This window comes from Pseudoduganella lutea, from assembly GCF_004209755.1.
GTDB lineage: Bacteria > Pseudomonadota > Gammaproteobacteria > Burkholderiales > Burkholderiaceae_D > Rugamonas > Rugamonas lutea.
This window is the reverse complement of record NZ_CP035913.1, coordinates 5126338-5149847: the sequence shown is the minus strand read 5'-3', so window position 1 is coordinate 5149847 and position 23510 is coordinate 5126338. Positions and strand designations below refer to the sequence as shown.

General features: G+C 68.7%; 16 protein-coding genes and 1 tRNA gene. 9 read left to right on the top strand and 8 right to left on the bottom strand.

Annotated features, from left to right (window positions below):
- Nucleotides 1-3: 3 nt before the first annotated feature.
- The 6 genes from clpB to EWM63_RS21995 all read right to left on the bottom strand — a co-directional run bounded on the left by clpB (nucleotide 4) and on the right by EWM63_RS21995 (nucleotide 10222).
- Nucleotides 4-2619 carry an ATP-dependent chaperone ClpB gene (gene clpB / locus EWM63_RS22020; protein ID WP_130188445.1) on the bottom strand — a complete coding sequence of 872 codons (2616 nt, stop codon included), beginning with the start codon at nucleotides 2617-2619 and terminating at the stop codon, nucleotides 4-6.
- Between the two features lie 123 nt (nucleotides 2620-2742).
- Entirely contained in the window at nucleotides 2743-3240 is a 498-nt protein-coding gene (moaE, locus tag EWM63_RS22015; RefSeq protein WP_229487424.1) for a molybdopterin synthase catalytic subunit MoaE, read from the bottom strand.
- The gene (locus EWM63_RS22010) at nucleotides 3237-5876 is read right to left on the bottom strand and encodes a DUF349 domain-containing protein (RefSeq protein ID WP_130188444.1); all 2640 of its coding nucleotides are present in this window, start codon (nucleotides 5874-5876) and stop codon (nucleotides 3237-3239) included. The genes moaE and EWM63_RS22010 overlap by 4 nt, the downstream gene beginning before the upstream one ends.
- A 137-nt stretch (nucleotides 5877-6013) precedes the next feature.
- Nucleotides 6014-6694, bottom strand: a complete 681-nt coding sequence (locus EWM63_RS22005; protein ID WP_130188443.1) for a hemerythrin domain-containing protein — start codon at nucleotides 6692-6694, stop codon at nucleotides 6014-6016.
- 119 nt (nucleotides 6695-6813) lie between these two features.
- On the bottom strand, nucleotides 6814-9219 hold the full coding sequence (locus tag EWM63_RS22000) for a bifunctional acetate--CoA ligase family protein/GNAT family N-acetyltransferase (RefSeq protein WP_130188442.1): 2406 nt from the start codon (nucleotides 9217-9219) through the stop codon (nucleotides 6814-6816).
- A gap of 4 nt (nucleotides 9220-9223) precedes the next feature.
- Nucleotides 9224-10222, bottom strand: coding sequence for a DUF2804 domain-containing protein (locus tag EWM63_RS21995; protein WP_130188441.1), 999 nt, complete (start codon nucleotides 10220-10222; stop codon nucleotides 9224-9226).
- A 221-nt stretch (nucleotides 10223-10443) separates the two neighbouring features.
- Here EWM63_RS21995 and EWM63_RS21990 point away from each other — a divergent pair, with 221 nt between their 5' ends.
- The 7 genes from EWM63_RS21990 to EWM63_RS21960 all read left to right on the top strand — a co-directional run bounded on the left by EWM63_RS21990 (nucleotide 10444) and on the right by EWM63_RS21960 (nucleotide 19317).
- Nucleotides 10444-11166, top strand: coding sequence for a PEP-CTERM sorting domain-containing protein (locus EWM63_RS21990; RefSeq protein ID WP_229487423.1), 723 nt, complete (start codon nucleotides 10444-10446; stop codon nucleotides 11164-11166).
- A 102-nt stretch (nucleotides 11167-11268) separates the two neighbouring features.
- The gene (locus tag EWM63_RS21985) at nucleotides 11269-12501 is read left to right on the top strand and encodes an exonuclease SbcCD subunit D C-terminal domain-containing protein (protein ID WP_130188440.1); all 1233 of its coding nucleotides are present in this window, start codon (nucleotides 11269-11271) and stop codon (nucleotides 12499-12501) included.
- Complete coding sequence (locus EWM63_RS21980) at nucleotides 12498-16292, top strand: AAA family ATPase (RefSeq protein WP_130188439.1); 3795 nt, start codon at nucleotides 12498-12500, stop codon at nucleotides 16290-16292. The genes EWM63_RS21985 and EWM63_RS21980 overlap by 4 nt, the downstream gene beginning before the upstream one ends.
- Nucleotides 16293-16325: 33 nt before the next feature.
- Entirely contained in the window at nucleotides 16326-16535 is a 210-nt protein-coding gene (locus EWM63_RS21975) for a hypothetical protein (protein ID WP_130188438.1), read from the top strand.
- A gap of 64 nt (nucleotides 16536-16599) precedes the next feature.
- On the top strand, nucleotides 16600-17727 hold the full coding sequence (locus EWM63_RS21970; RefSeq protein ID WP_130188437.1) for a hypothetical protein: 1128 nt from the start codon (nucleotides 16600-16602) through the stop codon (nucleotides 17725-17727).
- Nucleotides 17728-17803: 76 nt separating this feature from the next.
- A complete protein-coding gene (locus EWM63_RS21965; RefSeq protein WP_130188436.1) occupies nucleotides 17804-18946 on the top strand; it encodes a methyltransferase in 1143 nt (380 codons plus the stop codon).
- A 294-nt stretch (nucleotides 18947-19240) separates the two neighbouring features.
- Nucleotides 19241-19317, top strand: a tRNA-Met gene (locus EWM63_RS21960).
- Nucleotides 19318-19438: 121 nt separating this feature from the next.
- On the opposite strand, the gene EWM63_RS21955 is transcribed toward EWM63_RS21960, so the two are convergent.
- Entirely contained in the window at nucleotides 19439-20227 is a 789-nt protein-coding gene (locus EWM63_RS21955; protein ID WP_130188435.1) for a hypothetical protein, read from the bottom strand.
- Nucleotides 20228-20507: 280 nt separating this feature from the next.
- Here EWM63_RS21955 and EWM63_RS21950 point away from each other — a divergent pair, with 280 nt between their 5' ends.
- Both EWM63_RS21950 and dbpA read left to right on the top strand, forming a co-directional pair.
- Nucleotides 20508-20732, top strand: a complete 225-nt coding sequence (locus EWM63_RS21950) for a hypothetical protein (protein ID WP_130188434.1) — start codon at nucleotides 20508-20510, stop codon at nucleotides 20730-20732.
- An 87-nt stretch (nucleotides 20733-20819) separates the two neighbouring features.
- Complete coding sequence (gene dbpA, locus EWM63_RS21945) at nucleotides 20820-22226, top strand: ATP-dependent RNA helicase DbpA (protein WP_130188433.1); 1407 nt, start codon at nucleotides 20820-20822, stop codon at nucleotides 22224-22226.
- Between the two features lie 48 nt (nucleotides 22227-22274).
- On the opposite strand, the gene EWM63_RS21940 is transcribed toward dbpA, so the two are convergent.
- Entirely contained in the window at nucleotides 22275-23504 is a 1230-nt protein-coding gene (locus EWM63_RS21940; protein WP_130188432.1) for an MFS transporter, read from the bottom strand.
- Between the last annotated feature and the right edge of the window lie 6 nt (nucleotides 23505-23510).

Sequence of the window (23510 nt, the reverse complement as noted above, 5' to 3'; positions counted from 1 at the left end):
GAACTACTGCTTGACGATGTCGACCTTGCCGTCCGCATTGAACACGAGGCCACCATCGCGCGCATCGACGCGGATGGTGTCCTTCGGCTTGATGCGCCCTTCCAGGATCAGCTTCGACAGCGGATTCTCGATCTGCTGCTGGATTGCCCGCTTCAGCGGCCGCGCGCCATACACCGGGTCGTAGCCCGCTTCGGCGATCTTCTGCAGGGCCGCGTCGCTGACCTGCAGGTCCATTTCCATCCGTTTCAGGCGCTGCTCCAGGATCTGCAGCTGGATCTTCGCGATCGCGCCGATATTCTTGTCGTCCAGGCCGTGGAATACCACGATCTCGTCGATCCGGTTGATGAATTCGGGGCGGAAATGGCCGCGCACCTCGGCCATCACGGCCAGCTTCACCACGCCCGGGTCCGAGTCGTCCATCGACTGGATCTTTTGCGAACCCAGGTTCGACGTCATGATGATCACCGTGTTCTTGAAGTCCACGGTGCGGCCCTGGCCATCCGTCATGCGGCCGTCGTCGAGCACCTGCAGCAGCACATTGAACACGTCGTGGTGGGCCTTTTCCACTTCATCGAGCAGGATCACGCTGTAGGGCTTGCGGCGCACGGCTTCGGTCAGGTAGCCGCCCTCGTCGTAGCCCACGTAGCCCGGCGGCGCGCCGATCAGGCGGGCCACCGAATGCTTCTCCATGAATTCGCTCATGTCGATGCGGATCAGCGAATCCTCGGTATCGAACAGGAAGGCGGCCAGCGCCTTCGACAGCTCCGTCTTGCCGACGCCCGTCGGGCCCAGGAACATGAACGAGCCGTAGGGCCGGTTCGGATCCGCCAGCCCGGCGCGCGAGCGCCGGATCGCATCGGCCACCGCGTTGATCGCCTCGTCCTGCCCCACCACGCGCTCGTGCAGCTTTTCCTCGATGTGCAGCAGCTTGTCGCGCTCGCCCTGCATCATGCGCGACACGGGAATGCCGGTCGCGCGCGACACGACTTCGGCGATTTCCTCGGCACCCACCTGCGTGCGCAGCAGCTTCGGCTTGTCCTTGCCTTCCTCGCCGCCGCTGTTGCCCGACTCTGCCTGCTTCAGCTGCGCTTCCAGCTCGGGCAGCCGGCCATACTGGAGCTCGGACACCCGCTGCCAGTTCGACGCGCGCGTGGCTTCCTCCATCTCCTGGCGGATGCGCTCGATTTCTTCCTTGATGTGCGTGGTGCCCTGCACACTGGCCTTCTCGGCCTTCAGCACTTCCTCGAAGTCGTTGTACTCGCGCTGCAGCTTGGCGATTTCCTCGTCGATCAGGTCGAGCCGCTTGCGCGAGCCTTCGTCCTTCTCGCGCTTGACGGCTTCCTTCTCGATCTTCAGCTGGATCAGGCGGCGTTCCAGCTTGTCCATCACCTCGGGTTTCGAATCGATCTCGATCTTGATCTTCGACGCCGCCTCGTCGATCAGGTCGATCGCCTTGTCCGGCAGGAAGCGGTCGGTGATGTAGCGGTGCGACAGTTCCGCCGCCGCGATGATCGCCGGGTCCGTGATCTCCACCTTGTGGTGCAGCTCGTACTTGTCCTGCAGGCCGCGCAGGATCGCGATCGTCGCTTCCACGGTCGGCTCGTCGACGAGGATCTTCTGGAAGCGGCGCTCCAGCGCGGCATCCTTCTCGATGTACTTGCGGTACTCGTCGAGCGTGGTGGCGCCCACGCAATGCAGTTCGCCGCGCGCCAGCGCGGGTTTCAGCATGTTGCCGGCATCCATCGCGCCCTCGGCCTTGCCGGCCCCCACCATGGTGTGCAGCTCGTCGATGAATACGATGGTCTGGCCTTCATCCTTGGCCAGTTCGTTCAGCACGGATTTCAGCCGTTCCTCGAACTCACCGCGGTACTTGGCGCCGGCCAGCAGCGCCGCCATGTCCAGCGACAGCACGCGCTTGCCGCGCAGGGAATCGGGCACCTCGTTGTTGACGATGCGCTGGGCCAGGCCCTCGACGATCGCCGTCTTGCCCACGCCCGGTTCGCCGATCAGCACGGGGTTGTTCTTGGTGCGGCGCTGCAGCACCTGGATGGCGCGGCGGATCTCGTCGTCGCGGCCGATCACCGGGTCGAGCTTGCCCTGGCGTGCCCGCTCGGTAAGGTCCATCGTGTATTTCTTCAGCGCTTCGCGCTGGCCTTCCGCTTCCTGCGAATCGACCTTGCCGCCGCCGCGCACCGCATCGATCGCGCTTTCCAGCGACTTGCGCGACAGGCCGTTCTCCTTCGCCAGCCGCCCCGCGTCGGATTTGTCGTCCGCCAGCGCCAGCAGCACCATCTCGCTGGACACGAACTGGTCGCCGCGCTTCTGCGCCTCGCGGTCGGCGAGGTTGAGCATGCCGACGAATTCCCGGCTGACCTGCACGTTGCCGCCGGTGCCCGAGACTTTCGGCAAGCGCTCGATCGCCCCTTTCAGGGCGGCCGACAGGCCGCCGACGTTGACGCCGGAACGCTGCAGCAGCGAGCGCGTGCTGCTGTCGTCCTGGTTCAGCAGGGCCGTCAGCAGGTGCACAGGTTCGATGTAGGGGTTGTCGTTGCCGACGGCCAGGCTCTGGGCGTCGGCGAGTGCTTCCTGAAGTTTTGTTGTGAGTTTGTCTTGACGCATGGTGTTTCGCTCCAAATTTTATCTAACGATAAAGTGCGGATGCGAAAGCACTATTTCAAGCAATACCGTTGAAAGAGCGGTCGCCAGGGCATTGGACAGGGCGTTGCCCTGCCCTGCCGGCCATCAACGCGACCACTTGTCCAGCGCCGCGTCGTCGGAGACGCGCGCATCGACCCAGCGCGCGCCCTCCGGCGTCTCTTCCTTTTTCCAGAACGGCGCCTCGGTCTTCAGGTAATCGATGATGAATTCGCACGCGGCAAAGGCCTCGCCGCGGTGGGCCGATGTGACCGCCACCAGCACGATCTGGTCGCGCGGCAGCAGCGGCCCCACGCGGTGGATCACCACCGCATCGGCCACGGGCCAGCGGGCGCAGGCGGCATCGATGATGCGGTCGATCGACTGTTCCGTCATGCCCGGGTAATGCTCGAGCTCCATCGCGGCCACCTGCGCGCCGTCGTTCAGGTCGCGCACGGTACCGACGAACGTGACGACGGCACCCACTTTCGGATTGCCGGCGCGCAGCCGCGCCACCTCGGCGGTGAGGTCGAAATCCTCGTGCTGCACGCGGACCCTGCCCGGCCGCGGGCTGCCTGCCGGCATACTGCTTTCCTGCGAACTCATCGGCCCTCCGCGCCAATGCGGCGGAACAGCGCCTCGATGCGGCTGGCCGTGCGGTCGTCGAGCAGCGCGGGCAACGCGCACAGCTGCACGAGCTGGGCTGCCTGCGCGGCGCCGCCGCCGCCACCGCCGGCCTTGTGCCCGGACTTCAACGAATCCTGCAACACCTCGACCTGCGTCTTGAGGCGGTCGCGCGCGAATTCGGCGCCGCTGTCGATGCCGGCGACGATTTCCTGGCGCAGCACCTCGGCCAGCAGCCGCGAACGGTTCGCTTCCAGCGTGCCGGCATAGGCGCCGCGTGCGCCCGCCTCGGCGCCGGCAGCGGCCAGCGCGGCGTCGAAGCGGCCGTGCAGCGTGCGCTCCTGTTCGGCCGGCAGCGGCGGCAGCGCGGCCCAGCGGCCTTTCCACTCGTCCACGTCGACCGGGCCGGGCGCGGCCACGGCGTGTTCCAGCGCCTGCACGAGGCGCAGCTTGTCGCGCAGCGCGTTGGCCTGGGCGGCACCGGCGCGCTTGCGCACCGCATCCGCCTCGCCCTGCAGTTTGGCCACCGCGGCGCGGTAACGCCCCTCGATGCGCGCCTCGGCGGCGCGCGGCACGGGCCCGCTGGCATGCCAGGCCGTGGCCGCCTCGCGCAGCGCCTTGCCGATCGCCCCCTGGCGCGCCTTGTCGTCGCCTTCCGGTACAAAGCTTTCCAGTTGCGCGCAGATCGCTTCGCGCGCGTGCAGGTGGGCCTTGCGCTCGTGGTCGGCCGCGTGGGCCGATTCCTTTCGCTTGGCAAAGATCGTGTCGCAGGCGGCACGGAATTTCTGCCACAGCGCCTGTTCCTGGCGGCGCTCCAGCGGCAGCGCCTTCGCATGCCCCTGCCAGGCTTCCTGCAAGCCGCGCAGCGTGTCCACCGTGTGGCGTTCGGCCGGGTCGAGCTTGTAGACTTCCTCGATCAGCTGTTCGCGGCGCGCCACCTCGATCCTGCGCTGCTCCTCGAGCGGCGCCATCAGCGTTTCCATCGCCTTGCCGAATGCCGTGTCGAGGCGCTTCTTGTCCTTGCGGTCGATCGTGCCCAGCCGGCTCCACGCCTGGCGCAGGCGCTGCGAGCTCGATGCCAGGCTGCGCCAGTCTTCGCGCGCGGCCGGCGAGTCGGCGATCAGCGCATGGACTTCGTCGACCATGGCCTGCGCCTTGGCGGCGTTGGCATGGCGCTCATCGGCCAGGTGGCGGAAATGCGCCGCGGCCGGCGCGTAGGCCGCCGTGCAGGCGGCGTCGAATTTTTCCCACAGGCTCTTCGGCGCCGCACCGGACACGCTGTCCAGCGACTTCCACCGTTCGCGCATCGCGCTGACTTTCTTGGCCAGCTCGCTCATCGACAGGTTTTGCGCCGGCAATTCCTCGACGGCATGCACCAGTTCCTCGCGGGACACGTTACCGCCCCAGCGGGCCCAGGCCGCCAAGCGCTTGAACTCGGCGCGCACATGTGCCAGGCGCTCCGATTGCTGGGCCGTCAGCCGGCCGGTCTTGCTGTCCTTCAGCGTCTTGTCGTGTTCGGCCGCGGTATGCAACTGGCCCTGGGCCAGCGCCGCTTCCATCGCATCCACCAGCGCCATGAAGCGTTCATTGGCCTCGCGGTCGGCCGGCGTGACTTTCTTTTCCTTCGGCGGCCGGGCCGGTGCCGATGCCGGTGCCGGCTGGGCCTCCACGGCATCGCCGCCAGTGCCCTGTTCGGTTGTTGCCTCAGGCGCCCCGGCACTGCCTGCCGCGGCATCCTGTTCAGTCCCTGCCACGGCGGAGGAAGATTCAGCCAGCGGAGATGACGAGGGTTCCGGCGCAGCGGATGCGGTCGAGGCAGCCGAGACCGGCGCCGGCTCGACCGCCGCAACCGCCGGGCGCACCAGCGCGGCGCGCGCCGCTTCCAGCGCCGCTTCCGTGTCCGGCAGCAAGTGGCGCGGCAGCGACGCATGCTCGGGAGAGGTCAGCCGCGCGGCGTGCTCGGCGGCCAGGCGCTCCAGTTCCTGCAGCGCCTCCTCGCCGGTGCCGGGGGCGGCGGCAAGCTTGCGCAATGCGGCCAGCGCGTCGATCGCCGCGCGCTGCAGGGCGACCTGCGCTTCCAGGCGCGCGCTCAGCGCCGCACGCAGGCGGTCGAACTCGGCGGCCAGTTGCGGCGGGGCATCGATCACTTTCCACAGGCGGTCCAGGTCGGCGACCTGGTTCGGCGTCAGCTTCTCATCCTGCAGCAGGCGCTGCGCCTGCGTGATGGTCGCTTCGGCCTGGCGCTGCTCCATCTGGCGGTGGCGGATCGCATCGAGCCGGCCCTGCATCAGCTTCGCCACGCGGCGGTCCGTGTTGCGGACGGCACCGTGCACCTGCTCGAGCGCGGCCTGCGAGACGACATGCTCGGCCGCGGCGAGCCGCACGTCGGCAAACTCGCTCTGCAGGATCAGCGCCACGGCCGCGGCCTCGTCGCCGTCCAGCGACCGGGCCCGCGCGGCCTGCTCGGCGCGGCGCGCTTCCTTGTCGTCGCCTCCCTGGCCGCCGCCATCGCTCTTGCCATTGCCTTTGTCGCCGCGGCCGGCCTCCGCATTCTGCCCCTGCGCGGCCTGCGGATCGTTGCCCTTGTCGCCGGGCCGCTTGAAGAGGAATTCGAACATGATGTGCTATGGATGGATCAAAAACGCCATCATAGCGCAGCACCGCGTCGAGCGGCGTTGCGACCTGCTGTGCCGGCGGCGCGACTGGCCGTGCGCCGGCGTGCGCGGCGGCCGGGTTGCGGGTGCCACGGCCGGGGTCAGTCTCCTCCCGCGGCGCGCAGGATCACGGGATTGCGTGCACGGTCGCGCGCGCGGTCGCGCACGGCGGGCATCTGGATGTCGATCGTGGCCACCGGTTCGGCCGGTGGCGCCAGCCGCGGCACGAGCGAGATCACGTCGGCATCGGGCACGCTGCGGCGGGCCTCGGCAACCTGCGCATCATGCGCCAGCAACTTGTTGGCGATGGCAAACCAGGCATCGCCACAGATCGCGCTGCGGGCGATGGCGAACAATTCCTGCTCTTCTTTTTCCAGCCGTTGCAGCAACGTCGTGCAAAAGCTGTCGAGCGCATCGCAAAAGGCCGAAACGTGCCCGGCGCCCTGTCCTTCGCCGCGCGCCTCCCCCTGCTGCGCACCTTCCTTCAGGCGGCGCACCACGTCGAGCGCCATGCCATTCAGGCGCGACAATTCGTCGAGCAACTGGTCGGCGCGCTGGGTTGCCTGGCGCAAGGCCGGGATCAGGTACAGCTCCACCTTGCGCCAGCTGCACGCCTGGTACAGGCGTTCCAGCGTTTCGCATGCGTATTCAAGCTGGGCCAGCGTCAGTGTCTGCTGGCGGGTCAGCGTCGATTGCACATATTTCTGGAATGAAAGCAGGCTGAGTCGAATATGGGCCTGTTCGACGGACAGCGCAACCAACGTATAAGTGGCCGTTAACATTCTGTCTCCCGGTATTGGTATTTTCATAGCGTCGCAAAACGCGGAAGTTCAAAGTGTAAATAAGACCGACATGGCCGCTTTGACAAAGCGCAAGGTTGGCTGCGGAGTTTCCGACCAGGCTAGGATGTTTTCCCATGCAATGGGATGGTCAGCAACACGATGCCCGGCTCGCTCCCCGGCTGCACCGTGCCGCCGAAGCGGTGCACCAGTTTCTGCACCCCCACGTTTTCCGCCAGCGCATCCCCGGTCAGGCTGCCGGTGCCGCGCGCGCGGAAATAGTCGACCAGCTTGCCGAACAGGATCACGCCCAGGCCCTTGCCTTTCAAGTCGGAACGCACGACGATCGCGAAGTCGGCGCGCCGGTTGTCCGGATCAGCCACGGCCCGCACCACGCCCAGGGTTTCCGGCTGCCCGCCGGGACCGGGCCGGGTGGCGATGAACGCCATCGCGCGGTCGTAGTCGATCTGCGTCAGCCTCGCCAGCTGGGCCGGCGGCAATTCGCGCAGCGCGGAAAAGAAGCGCAGGCGCACGTCGTCCGGGTCCAGCGCCGCGAAGAACCGCACGTGCGCCGGGGCATCCTCGGGCCGGATCGGCCGCAGCACCAGCGGGCCGCCCTGCCAGTCGACCGTTTCGGCCAGCGCTTGCGGATAGGGGCGGATCGCCATCGCCGATTCCGGCCGCGGCGGACCAAGCACGATGCGGGCACGCAGCGCGACCGCGCCCCCTTCCCCAACCCGCACCGGGTCGAGTTCCAGCGCCATCACCTCGCCCAGGTCGGTCACCAGGTCGGCCACCTGCACCAGCGCGCGGCAGACCGCATCGGGCGCCGTCAGCGCGGCACCGGCGCGGGTACGCGCGACGATGTCCCGCGCCAGCACCATGTTCAACGGCGGCAGGCCGGCGGCCCGGTCGCGCGCCACCTGGCCCGCCGCGCCGCCCAGCCCGAACTCGAGGGCCGGGCCGAACACGGGGTCCATATGCACGGCGATGCGCAGCTGCGGGGCGGTGCCGGCCTCCCACTCCTGCGCCGCCCCGCCGTTTGCCCCGCCGTTTGTCTCACATTGCACGCCATAGGCGGCCAGCACGGTGGTGCATTCGCCGTCGTCCAGCGACGACCGCCCGGCGTGGCGCGCCGCGGCGACGATGGCGCGCGCCGCCGCCCGTTCCGGCTCGCCCGCGGCCGGCACCCCGGCGGGCACCTCGATCAGCAATGCCTGATTGCGCCGGTATTGCACGATCTGCCGGAATGCCCGCACCGCCTTTTCCGGCGTGTCGTAGGTGGCCAGGCCGGCATCGGCGAACACGCTCCTCGCTTCGGTCGCCTCGTCGCCGCCCAGCCAGCATGACAGCACGGTCTGGCGCGCGGCGCGCACCAAGGGCACCAGCGCCCGCGCCACGTCGCTGCTGCCGGCCGCCGGCGTGGGCACGTGCACCAGCAGCAGCGCGTCGGCCTGCGGTTCGTCGAGCAGCGCCCGCACCGCCGCCAGGTGGCGCGCGGCATCGGCCCGGGTGCCGATGTCGAGGGGGTTGGCGGGGGCCACGCCATCGGCCATCGCGGGTTTCAGCGCGCGCAGCGTCGCGGGCGACAGCGGCGCCAGCGTGCCGCCCGTCCACGCCAGCGCATCGGTGGCCAGCAGGCCCAGGCTGGCGGCGTTGCTGACGACGGCCAGCCGTTCGCCCGGCAGCGGGCGCGCGCGCGCCACCGTCTGCACTGCGTCGAACAGGTCGGCCGACGAATACACGCGCAGCATGCCGGCGCGCCGGATCGCCGCATCCACCACGCGGTCCTCGGCACCGTCGCTTCCTGCGCCGCGGCCCGACTTCAGCACCACCACGGGCTTGCCGCGCGCGGCGATGCGCGCCGCCGACATGAACTTGCGCGCATCCGTCACGCTTTCGATGTGCAGCACGATCGCCTGTGTATCGGCATCGCCGGCCAGCCAGTCGAGCAGGTCGGCCACGTCGACGTCGCCGCCCTCGCCCACCGATACCACGCGCGAAAATCCGATCTGGTGCTGGCGCGCCCAGTCCAGCACGGCCGTCATGAGCATGCCGGACTGCGACACGAACGCCGTGCGGCCCGGCCGCGCGCCGGTATGCGCGACGCTGGCGTTGATGCCGGCGGCGGGGCCGATCAGGCCGATGCCGCCGGGGCCGAGGATGCGCAACAGGTGCGGCCGCGCCGCTTTCAGCATGGCCGCGCGCTGGGCCGGCGACAGCGCCACCAGGACGATCACCGCCCGCGTGCCGAGGGCGCCCAGTTCGGCCACCAGGGCCGCCACCGTGTCCGCCGGCGTGCAGATGACCGCGAGATCGGGCGCCGCCGGCAGCGCGGCCACCCTGGCGTGGCAGGGAATGCCGAGCAGCGTGTCGTACTTCGGGTTGACGGGCCACAGCGCGCCGGCGAAGCCGCTGGCGGCCATGTTGTCCAGAACGGTGGTGCCGATCCGCCCGGGCCGGCGCGAGGCGCCGATCACCGCCACCGAGCGCGGTTCGAAGAGGCGGTCCAGGTGGCGGATGCTCATGGCGTCACCAGCGCACCAGGTGTTGTTCCGCGACGCCGGCCAGGTGGCCCACCATCCGCTTCGGCGCATCCGGCGTGCTGCGCACCCAGCCGGAAAACGTGCCGAACGGCTGTACGTAGCGGCTCTCGGCGATGCGCAGATTGCGCTCCTCGCGCCGGGCGGCGACAGGCGTGAAGATCAGGTCGAGGCAGTCATCTTCGGTGAACATGCGCCAGGGCTCCATCGGATCGTCGGCGGCGTGGACGAAGTGCGCCGGCCCCAGCGGGAACAGCCCGCCATCGAGCCACAGTGCGTTCTCGCTGGCGCCGAAATAGCCGGCCTGCAGGTTGAAACCGATATCGGCGGCATGGCCGGAGGCCCATCGCCACGCGGTGCGCCGGGCCAGCAAACCATTCGAATAATCGATGCTGGCGGTACCGCCATGCAGCGGGTACTCGCCGCGCCAGGTGCGCACCTCGCCTTCGAGCGCCAGCCCGCCGGTCTTTTGCGTGGCATGCACGCCGCCGCCCTTGACGATGCCCGATGCCACCAGCGCCGGCGCCGCCGCGGCGCCGAAGCTTGCGTCGATTTCCAGCCAGGGGCTGCGCAGCGACAGCCCGGCCGGCCCCAGGTCGATGGACACGCCACGGCGCGAGAACGTGCTGTTGCCGGTGCCATCCGCGGCCACCGCGGCGGAAAGACGGCCCGGCAAGCCGTCCTGCGAGAAATTGGCCAGCATGTCGCCGTCGCCACGTTCGAACGCATAGGCGAAGCAGGTGCTCATCCAGCCCAGGTCGACGATGGCGACGGCGCAGAACATGCCCTCGGCCGACAGGGCCGCATAATGCCAGCGCTTGTGATGCAGCCGGCGCCACAGCCGGCCGCGGACATACGGCGGCGCCAGCCGTTCCCAGTCGCAGCCGCGCAGGATGCCGGCGTGGCGGCCCAGCACCGGCAGCCCGTCGGCGCCGACGATGCGGTCGGGCGCCGGTGGCAGCGGGAGCAAGACGCGGCCCGCTGTCATGGTTGCAGCGTCCCACATGGCAACGTCGGTGTCAATTCTGTCAAGGTGCATCCTTCGCTCGCATTCGTCATGGCCGCGGCGAGCCATTCTAAAGAACTTTCCCGCCGGGCGCATCCGGGCAGCGTGGCCGGCCGTACAGGCCGCTACAGTGCGCCACCTCACAGCCGGGCACCGTACACTTCCACGGCATTGCCGCCCGCGGCCCGACCGTCAGGAACATAATGATGCATGCACTTCACACTTTTCGTTTGCCGATGCTGCGTGGCAGCGCGGCCCTGCTGGCCGCGCTGGCCTGTGCCGGTGCGGCCGCCGATACCTACACGATCACGACCCGCACCTCGGGCCCGGCGGGGACATTCAACCTGCCCGGTTTCTTCCCGCAAGGCGACGTGCTGGGCAGCCGCGTATTCGAACTGACGGTGACCAGCATGTTCGACAGCGGCAATGTCCTGTCCAGCGCGGACAACAACTGGATGAGCGCCACCGGCGCGGCGCTGCAGATTTCGCTGCGCCTGGACGGGCAGTTGTACAGCCTGGACGGGACCGGCCAGGTCAGCTCGCAGATCCTGTCCGACACCGACGGGGCGGGCCGCACGACGAAACGCTTCTACCAGAGCATCAGTTTCGACCCGTCGACGGCGGGCGACCTCGCCACCATCCAGCAATATGTCTTCCTCGGGGCCGACCAGTTCGCGATCGGATCGGTGCTGCAGCCGGCCACCGCGTATTACGCGGACCCGCTGACGAAGGGCTTTTCGATCACCGACTGGTCGCTGGGACCGGACGGCAGCCTGGTGCAGCTGGGCGATGCGACGGGCCGCGCCCAGCGCTTCGACTACCACCTGGCGCTGGCCGTGCCGGAGCCGGCCACCTACGCGATGCTGGGCGGCGGGCTGGCGCTGCTGGCCGGCGTGGCCTGGCGCCGCCGCGCCAACGCAGCCTGAGCGGCTTGCTCCGACGGACAACGGCGGGGAGCGCGCTACCCGCCGCGGCCGCGATGCGCTACACTGTCGCGCTTCCCCGCCCCCGCATCGTCCGGTAACTTCATGCGCCTGCTGCACACCTCCGACTGGCACCTGGGCCAGTCGCTCCACAATTTCGACCGGCATTACGAGCACCAGTGCTTCCTCGACTGGCTGCTGGATACCATCGTGGCCGAACAGGTCGACGCGCTGCTGATCGCCGGCGACGTGTTCGACAATGCCAACCCGTCCGCGGCGTCGCAGCGCCAGCTGTACCGGTTCCTGCGGCAGGCAAAGCAGGCGGCGCCAGGGCTCGACATCATGCTGGTGGCGGGCAACCACGATTCGCCTGGCCGCATCGACGCGCCCGGCCCCCTGCTCGAGGAACTGGGCACGCGCGTCGTCGGCAATGTCGAGCGCGACGCCGGCGGCGCGATCGACGTCACGCGCCTCGTGCACCCGCTGACGAACCGCGACGGGGCCGTGGCCGCGTGGTGCCTGGCGGTGCCGTTCCTGCGCCCTGCCGACGTGCCGCGCGTGGCGGACGGCGGCGATCCCTACCTGGCCGGCATCGCCGAGCTGTATCGCCAGGCGCTGGCGCATGCGGAATCGCTGCGCCAGGGCAGCCAGGCGATCGTGGCCATGGGCCATTGCCACATGGTGGATGGCCAGATCTCGGCCGACTCCGAACGCCGCATCGTCATCGGTGGCACCGAGATGCTGCCGGCCGGCATCTTCGGCCCATCCATCGCGTATGCCGCGCTGGGCCACCTGCACCTGGCGCAGCAGATCGGCCGCCACGCCCACATCCGCTATTGCGGCAGCCCGCTGCCGCTGTCGTTCTCCGAAGTGCATTACCAGCACCAGGTCCTGCGCATCGACCTCGATGGCCAGGCGTTGCGCGAAACGGTGCCGATCCCGGTGCCGCGCGCGGTGCACCTGCTGCGCGTGCCGACCCGGCCCGCGCCGCTGGAACAGGTGCTGGACGCACTGGAAGCGCTCGACTTTCCGCTGGCGCCCGCCTATGCCCAGCCCTACCTGGAAGTGCGGGTGCGCCTCGATGCGCCGGAGCCCGGCCTGCGGGCCCGCATCGAGGCGGCCCTGGAAGGCAAGCACGTACGCCTGGCGAAGATCGAGACGAGCAGCAGCCAGCGGGGCGGCTCGCTGGACGACGCGGCCGTGTCGCTGGACCAGCTTGCGCAACTGCGGCCCGAAGACGTGTTCGCCCGCCTGTACCAGCAAAAATTCGGCAGTGCCGCGCCGGATGACCAGATGAGCGCGTTTGCCGAACTGCTGCTGGCGGAGCCTGCCCGATGAGGATCCTGCGGATTGGCGGGCGCAACCTGGCCTCGCTGGCGGACGAATTCTCCGTCGATTTCGGCAGCGCACCGTTGGCCGATGCCGGCCTGTTCGCGATCAGCGGCCCCACCGGCGCAGGCAAGAGCACGCTGCTCGATGCGCTGTGCCTGGCCCTGTACGACCGCACGCCACGCCTCGTGCACGCGCGCGGCAAGACGCCGGAGGTGGGCGATCCGATCGGCTCGGATGACCCGCGCACGCTGCTGCGCCGCGGCACGCCGGAAGGCTACGCGGAAGTCGATTTCGTGGGCAGCGACGGCATACCGTACCGCGCGCGCTGGAGCGTGCGCCGCTCCCGCACGAAGGCCACGGGCGCGCTGCAACCGACGGCGATGACGCTGCACCGCCTGCCCGAACTGCACCCGATCGGCGGCACCAAGACCGAGGTGAAGGCGGAAATCGAGGCGCGCATCGGCTTGAACTTCGACCAGTTCACGCGCGCCGTGCTGCTGGCACAGAACGAGTTCGCCACGTTCCTGAAGGCGCAGGACGACGAGCGCGGCCTGCTGCTGGAAACGCTGACCGGCAGCACGATCTACAGCGACCTGTCGCGCCGTGCGCACGAGCGCCACAAGCTCGAAGCGCAAGCGCTGCAGCGGATGCACGCGCGGCTGGCGGACCAGAAGCCGCTGTCCGGCGACGAGCGCGCGCAGGTGGAAGCACAGGCCCGCGAGGCCGATGCGGCGTTGGCCGTGCTCGATGGTCGCAAGGTCGCGCTGGAAACCGACCTGCGCTGGCACGACGGGGCGGCGCGGCTGGCGGACGGCATCGCCGCAGCGGAAGCGGCACGGCAGGCGCGCATCGCCGACGTGGCGGCGGCGGCGCCACGCCGCGCGGCGCTCGACAAGCTCGATGCGGTACAGGAAGCACGGCCGCTGCACGACGCCGTGCAACGCGTGGCGCTCGAGACGGCCGGGGCGCGCGCCGCCATCGCCCGCTGCCAGGCGGAAGCCGAAGCGGCGCAACACGCGCAGCAGGCCGCGGCCGCCGCGCAGCAACAGGCCGCCGCGGGCGTGGAAGCGGCCGAGGCGGCACGGCGGGACGGCGGGCCGCAGCTGGACCGGGCAAAGGCGCTGGATGCGCGCATCGAAGCGATGCAGCCGCAGCACGCGCAAGCGCGCGCCGCGCGCGATGCGGCCGTGGCGGCCGTGACGGGAGCGGCGGCAGCGCTGTCCGACAAGCGCAACGAGCGGCGCAACCTCGTCGCCGCCCAGGACTATGGTCACACGTGGCTGGAAGCCCACCGGCACTGGGCCGTGCTGGGCCAGCAGTGGCCGCGCTGGGAAGAACTGTTTACGCAAGCGGGCCGCGCCGCCAGCCACGGCGCGGCGATCGCCGCGAAACTGGCCGACGCGCAGCGCCGCGCCAGCCGGCACCGCGACGAGGAAATCGCCGCGCAGGCGGGACTGGCGGGCGCGGCCGAAAAACTGCACGTGGCCGAGGCGGAACGGGCCGCCGCGCTGGCGGCCCTGGCCGCGTTCGATGCCGAGGCGCTGGGCATGCGGCGCGCGGTGCTGGAAGCGCGCCGCACCGCCCTGGCCGAAGGCGAGCGCACGTGGCTGGACCTGGCGGCCCGGAACGAACGCCATGCGGCACTGTCGGCCCAGGCGGCGCAGCTGGACCATGCCCGCGCCGATGCGCAGGCGCTGGCCGGCAAAGCCGCCAGCGACCTTGCGGCCGGCAAGGCGGCGCTGGCGCAGGCCGAGCGCGCGCTGGCGCTGGCAGAGGCGGCGTGCGGCGAAAGCGTCGAGCAGTTGCGCGCCACGCTGGAGGACGGCGCGCCCTGCCCGGTGTGCGGATCGGTCGAGCACCCGTATCACGGCAACGACCGGCTGCGCGGCATGCTCGATGCCCTGCGTGCCGACGTGGCGCAGTGGCGCGCGGAACAGGATCGCCTGATCGGCCACGAAGCCGCGCAACGCGCGCTGGCCACGTCGAGCGCGGCCCGGCTGGCCCAGGTGCGCGACGAGCTGGCCGCGCTGGCACCAGCCATCGCCGCGCTGACAGGCCGCTGGCATATCGCCGTGGCGGCGCTCGGGGACGACAAGAATCCGGTCGAGGCGGTGGCCACGGCCGACCGCGCTGCCTGGCTGTCCGCCCGCATCGCCGATGTCGCCACCGCGCTGCAGGACGTAACGCGCGAAGAACAGGCATTGCGCCAGGCCGGCACCGTGCGCGACCGCGCCCAGCTGGCTTGCGAACGTGCGGGCGCGGAGCAGGCGCGCGGCCAGGCCAGCCTGGCCACCGCCACGACGGCGCTGGCGCAGGCGCAAGCCCAGGCCGAGGCACTGCAATCGCAGCACATCGATGCCGCCCACCATCTCGACGCGCTGCTGGACGATCTCGATGCCGCCTTTGCCGACGCGCCGGACGGCGCCGAGGGCTGGAAAGATCACTGGCGCCAGGACCCGGAACATTTCCATGCGCTGCGCCAGGCCGAGAGCCGCCAGTGGCAAAAACAGCATGCCGAGATCGACGAGCGGGCGGCGAAGATCGCCGCGCTCGATATCGAACTGGCGGCGCTGCAGGAAGCGCACGCCAGGGTGGCCGTCGACGAGCAGGCCGCCCGCGCCGCGTTCCTGGCGGCGGACGAGGCATTGCAGGCGGCGCGTGCGCAGCGCATGGCGTTGTGGAATGGTGCGCCGGTGGGCGAAGTGGAAGCGCGGCTGCGCGCCGCCTGCGACTCGGCGCACGCAACCTTGCGCGCGCAGCAGGAGGCCGGCCAGCAGGCGGCCCAGCAGCGCGCCCGCAGCGAAGAGGCACTGGCGCATGCGCGGCGCCGCGCCACCGAGCTGGAAGAGGCGGCTGGTGTCGCCCATCACAGGCTGACCGAATGGCTCGAGGCCTTCAGCGCGGCCCATGCCGAGCCGGACCTGTTCGCGGCGCCCGTTGCCGGCGTCGCGACTGTGGACGAGCTGCTGGCCCTGCTCGCCCATCCGCAGGAAGCGATCCGCGCCGAACGGCTCGCCTTGCAGGCGCTGGACAATGCGGTGGCGGAAGCGCTGGCCGTGCTGCGCGAGCGCGAAGCGCAGCTGGCGCAGCATCGGGCCAGCGCGCCCGCCAGCGTGGAAGGCGGCGCCCAGGCATTGCGCGAGGCGCTCGATGCACTGGCGGCCGAGCGCCGCGTTGCGCAAGAGCAGGCCTCGGCGCTGAAAGGGGCGCTGGCGCACGATGACGAACGGCGTCGCCGCGCCAGCGCCATGCTGGCCGACCTGGAGCGGCAGGAAGACAGCGAGCGGCGCTGGGCACGGCTGGCGGATCTGATCGGTTCCGCCGATGGCAAGAAATTCCGCAATTACGCCCAGCAATTCACGCTCGACGTGCTGCTCGGCTATGCCAACGCCCACCTGCGCCAGCTGGCGCCCCGCTACCAGTTGCTGCGCATCGACAACCCGTCGCAACCGTCGCTGGGCCTGCTGGTGCGCGACCTGCACATGGGCGACGACCTGCGCTCGGTGCATTCGCTGTCCGGCGGCGAATCGTTCCTCGTCTCGCTGGCGCTGGCGCTCGGACTGGCCTCGCTGTCGTCGAACCGCGTGCGCGTGGAGTCGCTGTTCATCGACGAAGGCTTCGGCAGCCTCGATGCGGAAACGCTGCGGGTGGCGATGGATGCGCTCGACAATTTGCAGGCGATGGGCCGCAAGGTGGGCGTGATCTCGCACGTGCAGGAAATGACGGAACGGATCGCCACGCGGATCCTCGTGCAGCCCGGTGCAGGCGGCCGCAGCCATGTAAGCGTCGCCTGCTAGAATGAAGGCTTATCGTTATCCGTTGTTGAAATCATGTTCAAAGCACCACGCACCCTGACGTTCAAATGCGCGAAATGCGCCAAGGCGGTTAAAGTGACCGTCCAGAAAGTATCCGCCTGCTCGCACATCACCCCGTATTCGGGCGTGTGCGCATGCGGCGAAGTAAAACTGCATGCGGTCGGGCAGCCGGACGCCGTGCAGGCGTACCTGGCCTCGAACGGCCTGTGGACCCACCATCACTGATTTCCTCAAGTAATCGGCTGGAATGCCGTTGCAGGGGGATATCGACGAAACAAGAGGCCAGCCCATGTCTTCGCTTACTCCACTCGGCACCCGCCAGTACCAGAACACCGGCCTTGCCGGTTCGACGCAGCAGCCGGCTCGCGGCAACAACAATGCCGTGCAAACGCAGGCGGCCGAGAAAACCCGCAGCAATGTCGCGCTGTCGTCCGGCGCCGTTGACTTGCAGCAGCGCATCGACTCCCTCGGCAACAACACGATCGACCTGGCGCAGAACTTCCTCGGCAAGTTCGCCCAGCAGTTGCTGGGCGATGATGCCAAGGGCGCCACGATCGCCTTTGATTCCGTCTCGCTGGAAGCGTCGTCGTCGATGTCGGCCGGCATGGCGCGTGCCGAAGGTGCCAATGGCGTGGGCAAGGCGGGCGCGTTCAGCCTCAACGAAAACTCGCACTTCCTCGGCACGGGCACCATCACGCTGGCTGACGGCTCGAAATACGAGTTCGAGGTCGAAGTGCGGTACGAGGCATCGATGTCATCCGCTTTCGCCGCCAAGGAAGAAGCTGGTCGCGACGTCGGGCGGGAAGCGCGCACCGGCGGCGACAAGCCGACCGCCTTGCCGACGTTCGACATGCCCGAGATCGAGTGGCCGGGCAGCCTGGGCGACCTGTTCAAGCTGATGGACAAGCAGGTTTCCGGCGACGTGAAGGATGGCGCGAATGGCGATGTGCTGGGCAACCTGTCGGTGCGCCTGATGCAGCTCATCAAGAACACGCAGTCGCTCGACATCTATGAGCCGATGTCGCCCGTGAAGGCCTATGCGGCGGAATCGGCGGCCGGGGCAACGGACAAGACGCAGATGCCAATCAAGGTGCCGACGGACGCGCCAGCGCCGTCATCCGCGAGCGGCATTCCACCAACGATCTCCACCACGCCGCCGCCCCCCGCCGGCGCGGCCGAGGCAACGGGCAAGACGCAGATGCCGATCAAGGTGCCGACGGATGCGCCGGCGCCGTCGTCCGCCAGCGACATCCCGCTGACGATCTCAACGAGCCCGCCGGGCGCGTCCGAACCGGCCGAGGCGACGGGCAAGACGCAGATGCCGATCAAGGTGCCGACGGATGCGCCGGCGCCATCGTCCGCCAGCGACATCCCGCTGACGATCTCGACCACGCCGCCGCCGGCCGACGAAGCCTGACCGGCTATAATACGCGCCACCGTTCGAAACCGCCGTGCAGGCGGTTTCGCCGTTTACCACCACTGAAAAGACGAACATGGAAACCACCCTCCTCCACTGGACCGAACAAGGAACCGACCGTTCCGCCCGCTGGCACTCGGAGGCGGGCATGCCGCCGCCGAAGCGCGTGGTGGTGGCCGACGACACGCTGAATGCCGACACGGCGTACCGCCTCGCCTGCGAAGGCACGGCGCTGCTGTGGCGCGGTGATTTCCAGAACGCACGCCAGCTGCTGCAGGCGCTGGCGCGCCGCGCCGACGGCAAGCATGGCAAGCCGAAGCGGAAGGCGCCGAAAGCGCCGGCCACGCCGGTCGAAGCGTTCCACCTGCACCGGCAGGCCCAATCGCAGCGCGCCCGCACGCTGGCGATGCTGCTGATCCCGTTCGAGCCCGGCTACACGATTCCGCTGCGCCGTGCGCCGGAGGTGAAACTGGCCTGCAACGAAGCCTATGGCCGTGGCGAGGATGCGTTCGTGATCTCGCTGCGCGAGCTGCTGGGCCTCGTGGGCGCCCATGAGTGGCGCAAGACCGGCGTCGAGATCCCCGCGCTCGGCGCCCGCATCCACCCGCACTACGGCGTGTTCTCGCCCGTGCGCGGGGAATACGTGCAGCTGGTGGCGGAAACGCCGCTGCCAAAGAAAACCACCGTGGCCTTCGATATCGGTGCCGGTACGGGCGTGCTGAGTGCCGTGCTGGCGCGCCGTGGCGTGCCCCGCGTGGTCGCCACCGACATGGACCGCCGCGCCCTGTCCTGCGCGCGCGACAACATCGCCCGCCTGGACCTGGATGAGCAGGTCGAGCTGCTGGAGGCCGACCTGTTCCCGCCCGGCCGCGCGCCGCTCGTCGTCTGCAATCCGCCGTGGGTACCTGCGCGGCCCAGTTCGTCGATCGAGCATGCCGTGTTTGACCCGGACAGCCGGATGCTCAAGGGCTTCCTGGCCGGCCTGAAGGACCACCTCGCGGAAGGCGGCGAAGGCTGGCTGATCCTGTCCGACCTGGCGGAACACCTGGGCCTGCGGCCACGCGAACAGCTGCTCGAGTGGATCGCCCAGGCCGGCCTGGTGGTGCTGGGCCGGCAGGACGCCAAGCCCGTGCACCCGAAGGCCGGCGATGCCGAAGATCCGCTGCATGCGGCGCGGGCGGCCGAGGTGACATCGCTGTGGCGCCTCGGCGCGGCCTGACCACCGTCTGAAAATTTGGTTGTTTTACAACCAGCCCGGCAGAGGGAAAATGTAGTCAACCCGTTGATTTTATTTATGTTGCCAAAATTCGGGGGCGTAGCCGGAGTTTCGAGGAGCATCGCTCCTCGCCGGCGTAGCGGTACTGCCATGCATGGCAGTACCCCTTCCTGTCCCCGAATTTTGGCAATTTTTCTGCCGAGCCAGCAAAATGTCCTGCCGTGAAGACTGTCGTTCCGGCATTCGCGATGCAGGCTTGCAAAAAAAGACGGTGGGATATATAATTCTTGCCTCAGACGCGGGGTGGAGCAGTCTGGCAGCTCGTCGGGCTCATAACCCGAAGGTCACAGGTTCAAATCCTGTCCCCGCAACCAGATTCAAAGAACCGCCGGTTCCCAGTGATGGAGCCGGCGGTTTTTTCATGGGCTGGCTGCATTGGCAAACCGCTTTTGCAAAGCGCATTTGCAAACTTCCTGCGCGTGGCGCGGCGCCCGGCTAATGCGCCAGTTTCACCTTCCCATCCTCGACGGCCCGCTGGTAGCAGTGGATATCCGCATAGTGGGCGCGCGTCTCCGTGCCGCGCACCAGTGCATGACCATGCACGATGCTGTACTGGTAGCTGTTCAGGTCCACATGACCGGGATCGGCAAAGCCCAGCTTGCGGAAGATGTCGGTAGCCGAGCCGGGGATCTCCGGCCCGGAGGTACTGTCCCACGCCGCCATGCCGAAGCACAGCGCGGCCGCGACGACCGCGCCCCATGCCAGGGTTTCAAGCTTGCCCATCCCGAGCGGGACGCCGATGAGGAACACGCAGGCGGCCAGGCCGGCCATGGCAAAGCAGAAGAGCCACCAGGCGAGCTGGAAGCCGGCCCTGTTCTCGGCCGCGCTGCCGCGCGGGCAACGCACCCACACCAGGCCTGTATCGCCGCTGAGGATGCCATGCGCGACCAGCACGCCCTCGCACTTCTCGACCACGGCCCTGACTTGTCGACCGACCGGCAACTTGCTCGCGCCACCAAATTCGCCATACACAACCTGCTGGCCGATCAGGCAGACGAAGTATTCGGTGTCCTCGTTGTAATACAGGATTGACGCGGCCGCCGCGAGCTGGCCGCGCAGATCGCCCGGCACCGCATCGGGCCTGGCCGCGGCACCGCCGGCCGGGCCGTGCGGGGGAATTTGCGCGAACAGCGCTTCCCTGTCGAGGGCCACCTGGAGCCCGGTGATGACGCCTTCGATGACGAAGGTGTCGCGGGTATCGTCCCGCGGGATCGGTTTCGTCATCTTGTCTACGGTGCCTGTGGCCAGCCTTCTGGTATTAATAAAAAAGCCACATTATAGGACAGGCAGGATGCGATACCGGCAGCCGGCTTCGGCAGGCGCCCGATCATGGCAAGGATTGGCGGCGCGAGCGCATTTTTCGCGGGCGCGGGACAGGTCCGGCGCGGCGCTCCCCGCGCTGAAGGCCTGCCGCACAAAAGGTTGGCGCTGTGTTACACTGCGCGCCGCTTCAGATGAAAAGCCCGACTGCCAAAGCCGGGCTTTTGTTTTTGCACGCCACACGATGAGAGACAAGAAAGACAACGCGACGCTCGACCTGCCCGGTTTCGGCCCGGCCGAACCGATGGAGCCGGAACCCAGGGTGCCGCCCGCGCCCCGCGTGCGCCGCGTCCCGGTCCGGCAGGAACAGCTCGAATTGCTCGAGCCGACCGACGCCAGCGGCCTGCCGGTCTGGGAGCGCGACGAACAACTGGACGTTACCGGCCTGCCCGTCTGGCGCAAAAACTGAGTGTGGCCCGATAAGCCACCGATGGTTGTAGCGGTAGAATCCTGCCGCTCTGTTAGACTGATTTACCCTTTTGCCCACGGGCCCGCCATGACTTCCTTTGCCTCCCTGCCCCTGCACGACGCGTTTCTCGCCAACCTCGACACGCTGGGCTACACCACGATGACGCCGATCCAGGCGCAGAGCCTGCCGCCCGTGCTCGAAGGCCGCGACCTGATCGCCCAGGCGCAGACCGGCAGCGGCAAGACCGCCGCCTTCGGCATCGGCCTGCTGTACACCATCAACCCCGCCTGGTTCGCCACACAGGCGCTGGTGATGTGCCCCACCCGCGAACTGGCGGACCAGGTGGCGAACGAACTGCGCCGGCTCGGCCGCAGCATCGCCAACCTGAAGGTGCTGGTGCTGACGGGCGGCTCGCCCATGCGGCCGCAGATCGCCTCGCTGGAACATGGTGCCCATGTCGTCGTCGGCACGCCGGGCAGGATCCGCGACCACCTGTCGCGGCAGACGCTCGACCTGTCGTCTATCCGCACCCTCGTGCTCGACGAAGCGGACCGCATGACCGACATGGGCTTCTACGACGACATCGCGGCGATCGTGAAGGAATGCCCGAAGCGCCGCCAGACACTGCTGTTCTCGGCGACCTACCCGGACGATATCCGCCACGCCACCGAAGCCTTCCTGGCCGACCCGGTGGAGGTGGTGATCGAAGCACAGCACACGTCGCTGACGATCGAGCAGCGCTTCTACGAGATCGGTTTCGACTCGCGCGACGAGACGGTGGCGCGGCTGCTGCGGCACTTCAAGCCCGCGTCCGCGATCATCTTCTGCAATACGAAGGCGCATTGCCGCGAACTGGTGGAAACGCTGCGCGCGCAGGGCTTCTCGGCGCTGGCGCTGTACGGGGAACTGGAACAGCGCGAACGCGACGAGATCCTCGTGCTGTTCTCCAACCGCAGCTGCCAGATCCTCGTGGCCACCGACGTGGCCGCGCGGGGACTGGACATCACCGACCTGGAAGCGGTGATCAACGCCGACGTGTCGAAGGACGCCGAGGTGCACGTACACCGCATCGGCCGCACGGGTCGCGCCGGTGGCAGCGGCCTGTCGCTGACGCTGTGCGCGCCGAACGAAAAGAAGTGGGTCAAGCTGATCGAGGAATACCAGAACACGCCGGCCGAATGGCACGAACTGGCGGAACTGGACGCAGACGATCCTGGTCACGGCGATCCTGCACCGATGCTCACGCTGTGCATCAGCGGCGGCAAGAAGGACAAGCTGCGCGCCGGCGACGTGCTGGGCGCGCTGACCGGCGATGCGAAGCTGGCCAAGGAACACGTGGGCAAGATCAACGTGACGGAATTCCAGACCTATGTGGCGATCGACCGCCGCGTGGCCTATGAAGCGTTCGACCGCCTGAGCGCCGCCAGCAACCTGGCTGGCGACTTCGGCAGCTTCAAGGGCCGCAACTTCAAGATGCGCTTCATCGACATCTGACTTTGCAGGAATGCAGGGAGTTTGCTCCCTGCCTGCGATCCGCCGTCTTCAGCGCTCCATCTTCGGCAGCAGCGCCGCGAGGAACCCCAGCAGCGGCAGGAACGACGCGATCCGGTAGACGTACTCGATGCCGGACACGTCGGCGATGTGGCCCATCGCCGCGGCGCCAATGCCGCTCACGCCGAACATCAGCCCGAAGAAGATCCCGGCAATCATGCCGGGCTTGCCCGGCACCAGCTCCTGCGCGAACACGACGATCGCGGAAAATGCCGACGACATCACCAGCCCGATCACCACCGACAGCACGGCCGTCCATGCCAGGTCGACATACGGCAGCGCCAGCGTGAACGGCGCGGCACCCAGGATCGATACCCAGATCACGCGCTTGCGGCCGATGCGGTCGCCGATCGGGCCGCCGGCAAACGTGCCTGCGGCCACCGCGGCAAGGAACAGGAACAGGTACATCTGCGCCGCGTCGACCGATACGTGGAATTTCTCGATCAGGTAGAACGTGTAATAGCTCGACAGGCTGGCCATGTAGATGTATTTCGAGAATACCAGCATTGCCAGCACCGCCATCGCGGCAATCACGCGGCCGCGCGGCAGCGGCGCCGCGTGCTGCACGGCCGCCTTGCGCACCGCGCTTTTCAGGTGGCTGCCGTACCAGCGACTGACGCTCACCAGCACCACCACCGCGACCAGTACCAGCAGCATGAACCACGCGATCTTGCCCTGCCCGTGGCCGACGATGATGGCGGCGGCCAGCAGCGGGCCCAGCGCCGAGCCGATGTTGCCGCCCACCTGGAACAGCGATTGCGCGAAGCCGAAGCGGCCGCCGGACGCCAGCCGCGCCACGCGCGACGCCTCCGGATGGAACGTCGACGAACCGACGCCGATCATCCCGGCGGCCAGCAGCAGCATGCCGAACGTGTTCGCGGTCGCCAGCAGGCCCACGCCGGCCAGCGTCACGCACATGCCGATCGGCAGCAGGAACGGCAGCGGGCGCTTGTCCGTGTACAGGCCGATCCACGGCTGCAGCAGCGAGGCGGTGCACTGGAACGTCAAGGTGATCAGGCCCACTTGCGTAAAACTCAGCGCGAACTGGTCCTTCAGCAATGGGTAGATGGACGGCAGCACGGCCTGCACGCAATCGTTGAGCAGGTGGACGAAAGCAACGGAGAACAGGATCTGCAGCACGGCACCCTGCTGTGCGGGCGACACGGCGGTGGCGCTGGACGGGGGCGAAACAGCAGTCGGGGCGATGGAAGCGGGGAGCATGGCGGC

Coding starts and splice junctions, on each gene's coding strand:
- clpB (WP_130188445.1), bottom strand. CDS start 2,619: ATGCGTCAAGACAAACTCACAACAAAACTTCAGGAAGCACTCGCCGAC.
- moaE (WP_229487424.1), bottom strand. CDS start 3,240: ATGAGTTCGCAGGAAAGCAGTATGCCGGCAGGCAGCCCGCGGCCGGGC.
- EWM63_RS22010 (WP_130188444.1), bottom strand. CDS start 5,876: ATGTTCGAATTCCTCTTCAAGCGGCCCGGCGACAAGGGCAACGATCCG.
- EWM63_RS22005 (WP_130188443.1), bottom strand. CDS start 6,694: ATGTTAACGGCCACTTATACGTTGGTTGCGCTGTCCGTCGAACAGGCC.
- EWM63_RS22000 (WP_130188442.1), bottom strand. CDS start 9,219: ATGAGCATCCGCCACCTGGACCGCCTCTTCGAACCGCGCTCGGTGGCG.
- EWM63_RS21995 (WP_130188441.1), bottom strand. CDS start 10,222: ATGACAGCGGGCCGCGTCTTGCTCCCGCTGCCACCGGCGCCCGACCGC.
- EWM63_RS21990 (WP_229487423.1), top strand. CDS start 10,444: ATGATGCATGCACTTCACACTTTTCGTTTGCCGATGCTGCGTGGCAGC.
- EWM63_RS21985 (WP_130188440.1), top strand. CDS start 11,269: ATGCGCCTGCTGCACACCTCCGACTGGCACCTGGGCCAGTCGCTCCAC.
- EWM63_RS21980 (WP_130188439.1), top strand. CDS start 12,498: ATGAGGATCCTGCGGATTGGCGGGCGCAACCTGGCCTCGCTGGCGGAC.
- EWM63_RS21975 (WP_130188438.1), top strand. CDS start 16,326: ATGTTCAAAGCACCACGCACCCTGACGTTCAAATGCGCGAAATGCGCC.
- EWM63_RS21970 (WP_130188437.1), top strand. CDS start 16,600: ATGTCTTCGCTTACTCCACTCGGCACCCGCCAGTACCAGAACACCGGC.
- EWM63_RS21965 (WP_130188436.1), top strand. CDS start 17,804: ATGGAAACCACCCTCCTCCACTGGACCGAACAAGGAACCGACCGTTCC.
- EWM63_RS21955 (WP_130188435.1), bottom strand. CDS start 20,227: ATGACGAAACCGATCCCGCGGGACGATACCCGCGACACCTTCGTCATC.
- EWM63_RS21950 (WP_130188434.1), top strand. CDS start 20,508: ATGAGAGACAAGAAAGACAACGCGACGCTCGACCTGCCCGGTTTCGGC.
- dbpA (WP_130188433.1), top strand. CDS start 20,820: ATGACTTCCTTTGCCTCCCTGCCCCTGCACGACGCGTTTCTCGCCAAC.
- EWM63_RS21940 (WP_130188432.1), bottom strand. CDS start 23,504: ATGCTCCCCGCTTCCATCGCCCCGACTGCTGTTTCGCCCCCGTCCAGC.